The 4,640-nt window shown below is 77.1% G+C and carries 3 protein-coding genes and 1 pseudogene; 3 read left to right on the forward strand and 1 reads right to left on the reverse strand.

Going from position 1 to position 4,640, the window contains the following annotated elements; translation table 11 throughout:
• A pseudogene (locus tag PATMI_RS37280) lies at positions 1-216 on the forward strand (hypothetical protein); the annotation flags it as partial.
• A 48-nt stretch (positions 217-264) separates the two neighbouring features.
• Here the strand turns inward: PATMI_RS37280 and PATMI_RS27945 are convergent.
• Positions 265-1,737, reverse strand: coding sequence for an MFS transporter (locus PATMI_RS27945; protein ID WP_051471133.1), 1,473 nt, complete (start codon positions 1,735-1,737; stop codon positions 265-267).
• A gap of 872 nt (positions 1,738-2,609) precedes the next feature.
• Between PATMI_RS27945 and PATMI_RS0106410 the strand changes: the two genes are divergently transcribed.
• Both PATMI_RS0106410 and PATMI_RS34020 read left to right on the forward strand, forming a co-directional pair.
• The gene (locus PATMI_RS0106410; protein ID WP_026910277.1) at positions 2,610-3,467 is read left to right on the forward strand and encodes a hypothetical protein; all 858 of its coding nucleotides are present in this window, start codon (positions 2,610-2,612) and stop codon (positions 3,465-3,467) included.
• Between the two features lie 18 nt (positions 3,468-3,485).
• The coding region (locus PATMI_RS34020) for an RNA polymerase sigma factor (RefSeq protein WP_157260998.1) at positions 3,486-4,640 on the forward strand (1,155 nt) is incomplete at its 3' end.

Here is a 4,640-nt window from a genome sequence, read left to right on the forward strand (position 1 = left end):
GTGCAGCCGGCGGCGGCGACCGACACGGCCGTTCCGGGGCCGGACGCGGCGCCGGTCCTCCCCGGCGTCCCGCGGTTCGGCACCGCGGGCGCCGCCCCGGCGCCGCTGCCCGGGGGCGACCCGATCGACGGCGCCGGGGCGGACATCCGCCTGGACCCGCAGGCCTGCTCGATCGAGGCGATGCGGAACGGCGGGGAGTGCGAGGCCTGCCAGTAGGCCTCGCGGCCGGTCCGCGCTGCCAGTAGACCGCGCGGCCGGTCCGCCTCACCGCGGGAGCGGCGACTCCAGCATCTCGAGGCCGGCGGAGGCGACCTCGCCCTCCTCGGCCTCGCGGCGCCGCAGCGCGCGCGAGACCCGGGGGCGGCCCTCGGCCGGCGGACCGGCCAGCCACCAGGCGACGCTCGCGGCGAACACCGCCAGGGCGGTCGCGACGAGGAAGGTCGCGCGGTAGGCGTCGAGGTCCGGGGTGGCGGACGCGCCGCCGCCGGAGAACGCGCGCAGCAGGGTGACCGCCAGGCCGCTGCCGATCGAGAAGCCGACGTAGCGGGACACCTGGTAGAGGCTCATCGCGCTGCTCGTCTCGTCGGCGTGCACCGCGCGGACGATCAGGCCCGGCATCGCGGAGAACGTGAAGCCGACGCCGACCCCGAAGATGGCCATCGTCACGAAGGCGGTCCACAGCTCGGTCGCGCCGCCGACGGCGAAGAACAGGGTCGCCACGCCGATCGCGACGCAGCCGATCGGGATCGTGATCCGCGTGCCCATGCGCTCCTGGACGGTCGGGACGAGCCGGCTGGCGAGGAAGCTCGTCGCCGAGAACGGGAGCAGCACGAGGCCGGAGACGAAGACGGTCTCGCCCATCGCCTCGGGGAGCTGGACGACCTGGGTCATCAGGCTGATGCCGAGGTACATCGACAGGCCGATCAGGAGCCCGGAGACGTTCGCCGTCAGGACGGCGCGGTGGCGCAGCAGCCGCAGGTCGACGAGCGGGTCGTGGGTCCGCAGCTCGTGCCACCGCCAGACGGCGAAGGCCACGACGGCGACGACGAGGCAGCCGACCGTGGAGGACGAGCCCCAGCCCCAGTCGGCGCCCTTCTCGAGCGCGATCAGGAGCGTCACGAGGCCGACGGCGACGAGCGCGGCGCCGACGAGGTCGATCCGGCCCTGGGTCTTCGCGTGGCGGGTGCTCGGGACCATGAGCAGGGCCAGCAGGAACGCGACGGAGCTCATGATCGCCCCGAACCAGAACGCGGCGGAGACGTCGAGCGCGTTGGCGATCAGCCCGGTCAGCGGGTACCCGAGCCCGACGCCGACGGCGGCGATCACGGACAGGGCGGCGATGACGCCGGGCGCGCGGTCGCGGCTGAGCGCGTCGCGCGCCGCGGCCATCGTCAGCGGCATCAGCGCGAGGCCCATGCCCTGCATCGCGCGGCCGGCGACGAGGACCGGCAGCGACCCGGCGACCGCGGCGAGCGCCCCGCCCGCTGCGACGCAGCCCAGGCAGAACAGCAGGACCTCGCGACGCCACGGGCCGTCGCCGAGCCGACCGACGACCGGGGTGGCGACGGCGCCGACGAGCATCGTCGCGGTGAGCGACCACTGGGCGCTGCCGAGCGACGTGTGGAGGTCGTTCGCGATCGTCGGGATCAGCGGCGCACCGAGGCTGCTGATGATCGACACGACGGTGCCGATGAAGAGCAGTCCGGGGACGAATGCGCGGTCGCGGATCACGGACATGAAACTGATTATAGGGACTAACCATATATTTTGCGGGACGGTCGGTCGGTCGGTCGGTCGGTCGGTTGGGCGGTCGGGCGGTCGGGCGGGCGGGCGGGCGGGCGCATGGGACGCGCGGTCGCGACGGGCGGCTGGAACGGGCGGTCGGACGGGGTCGGGGCGGATCGGTGAGGCGGCCTGGCGAGACGGGCGGGTGGGCACGGCGGGGCCGCGGGCGCGACGGGGCGGGACGGCCCGACGTGCGAGCGCGGCGACGCGGGCGGCCCGGTCGAGCGCGCGCCCTGGACGCGAGGGAAGGGCTCGCCGCGGTGGGCGCCGGCGGGCGGGAGTGTGCGAGAACGGGAATCCCGACAGCGAACGCCCGGCGACGTTCGACTGTCGGAAACCCCGTCACCACGGCGGGAAACACGACAGTCGATCGGCGTCGCAGCGTCACTGTCGGAGATCCCGCTTTCCGCGGTCCCTGATCTTCCGTCGGTCCCCCGTCGGCCACCGTCGTCGGCCCCCGTCGGCCTCCCGGTCGGCCCGCCGCCGTCGGCCCCCGGTCGGCCCTCCGCCGCCGGCTCCCCGTCGGCCTCCCCGTCGGCCCGCCGCCGCCGGTTCCCCGTCGGCCCGTCTGTCGCCGGGCCCGCCCCGCCGACCCATCGCCGCCGTCGGCCCCCCGCCGGCCCACCATCCGCCGAGCCGCCCGTCGATTCCCAGCCTGGTCCCAGGATCGCCGGGCATCCTGCGCGCAGCCGGTCGAGGGCGAGCCCTCGACCGGGATTCGGTGGACGTTCGGTGGATAGGTCCTCACGCGGGGCGGCGCAGGCCGTCATCCCCCGCAGAAGGCCGAGCAGACCGCCCGGCCCGGATCCAGGAGGAGCCCCACCATGCCCATCACCTCGAACATCACCCGCACCGGCCTCGCCACCCTGGCCCTCGGCATCGCCGCCGCCGGCGTGCCGAGCGCCGCGTCCGCCGCGTCGGACCGGGGCGGCGACCGCGGCCAGGACCAGGTCAGCTCGCGGGTCAGCACGAAGCTCCGCAGCGTCTCCCGCGGGCTCGACCGGGCCGAGGGCTACGTCGAGGACGGCGACGCCACGAAGGCCGCGAGCTCGCTGGCCGCCGTGCGCCGCAGCCTGGCGTCCGCCCAGAAGACGACGCTGCGCAAGGTCGCCGCCGACAGCGACGGCGCCGCCGCGAACGCCCGGGCCGTCGAGCGCGCCGAGCACGCCGTCGTCGCGTCCACCGCGAGCCTGTACGACGGGCAGTCCGGCGACGTCGTCACGGCGGTCTCGTCCACGCTCGACGCCGCCCTCGACGGCCGCGACGCGCTGCTCTCCGGCGTCGGCGCCCTGACCGACGACCAGGCGGCCGACTACGACGACTACTACGCGAAGGTCGCCAAGGACGTGGCGTCCGAGAGCGACGACATCGCCGACGCCGTCAGCGACGACGAGCTGGCCTCCGACGCCTCCTCCGCGCTCACGGACGCCACGACGCGGCTGGCGGCGGTGAAGACCGCGGTCGACGCGATCGTGTCCGCGGCCGGCGACGACACCGACGCCGACGACTCCGGGAGCGCCGCCGGGGCGGCCGCCGGACTCGGCGCCGACTGCGGCGGCCCGGGTGGCCGCGGCGGCCAGGGCCAGGCCGGCTCGACCGGCACCACGACCACGCCGTCGACGACGACCACGACCCCGGCCGCGACCACCGGCGCTGCGCGCTTCGGCGGCGGCCGCAACTAGCGACGGGGCGGGGCGGGCGTGCACGATCCGACAGGGCTCGCGTTCCGGCGCGACGGCACGCCCGCCCAGCCGGCGGGGACGATCCTCCCGTTCCCCGCGCCGCGCGTCGGACCCGGCGACGCCGGGAGCGCCACCGTGACCGACGGCGCCGGCGTCGCCTCGGGGCGCACGGGGACGGGCCTCGGGACCGCGGTCCCGCTCCCGGGGCGTCCGGTCGCGCCGCCGCTCCCCGGCCGGACCGCCACGGGCGTCGACGAGGACGAGCTCGCCCGCCGGGTCGGCGCCGGCGACGAGGACGCGTTCGCCGAGCTGTGCCGCCGACGCGCAGACCGCCTGCACGCGCTGTGCCGCGGCATCCTGCGCAACGCCGACGACGCGCACGACGCGGTCCAGAACGGGACCGAGAAGGCCCTGGCCGCGCTGCGTCGCGGACAGCTCCGGGGCGACGTGCGCCCGTGGCTGACCTGCATCTGCCGGAACGAGGCGCTGTCGCTCCTGCGCGTGCGACCCCCGTGGGCCGAGCTCGACGACCACCGCGCCGCGACGGGACCGTCGCCCGAGGCCACGGTCCTCCTGCGCGAGCGCCTGGCCGGGATGGCCGACGACCTCGCCGAGCTGCCCGAGCGACAGCGCCGGGCGATCGTGCTGCGCGAGGTCGCGGAGCTGCCGTACGAGCGCGTCGCGTCGCACCTCGGCATGCGCCCCGACGCCGCGCGCCAGGCCGTCCGCGAGGCCCGCACCGCGCTGCGCGAGGGCGACGAGGGCCGCGACGCCCGGTGCGACGGCGTCCGGCTGCTCCTGGCGGACGGCGACGGCCGGCGCCGTCGCAGCCGCCGGGTGCGGAGCCACCTCCGGATCTGCGGGGCGTGCCGGACGTGGGACGCCACCCACGGCGGGCGGGTCGTCGCGGTGCGGTCGTTCCTGCCCGGCCTGTGGGCCGCCGGGCCCGGTGCGTGGCCGTGGCTGTCGGGCCTGTCGGCGCTCCTGCTCCCCGGCGCGGGAGCCGGGACCGGCATCGTGGCGGGAGCCGGGCTCGGTGCCGGCGGGATCCTCACGGGCGCGGGGGTCGTGGGAGGGCTGCAGGCCACGGTCGTCGCGGTGACGATCGCGCTCGGACCGACGGCGCTGCCGGTGCCCGGGGCGGCGTCGCGCGGCGCGGACCGGCCGCCGCGG

The organism is Patulibacter minatonensis DSM 18081 (assembly GCF_000519325.1).
Lineage (GTDB): Bacteria > Actinomycetota > Thermoleophilia > Solirubrobacterales > Solirubrobacteraceae > Patulibacter > Patulibacter minatonensis.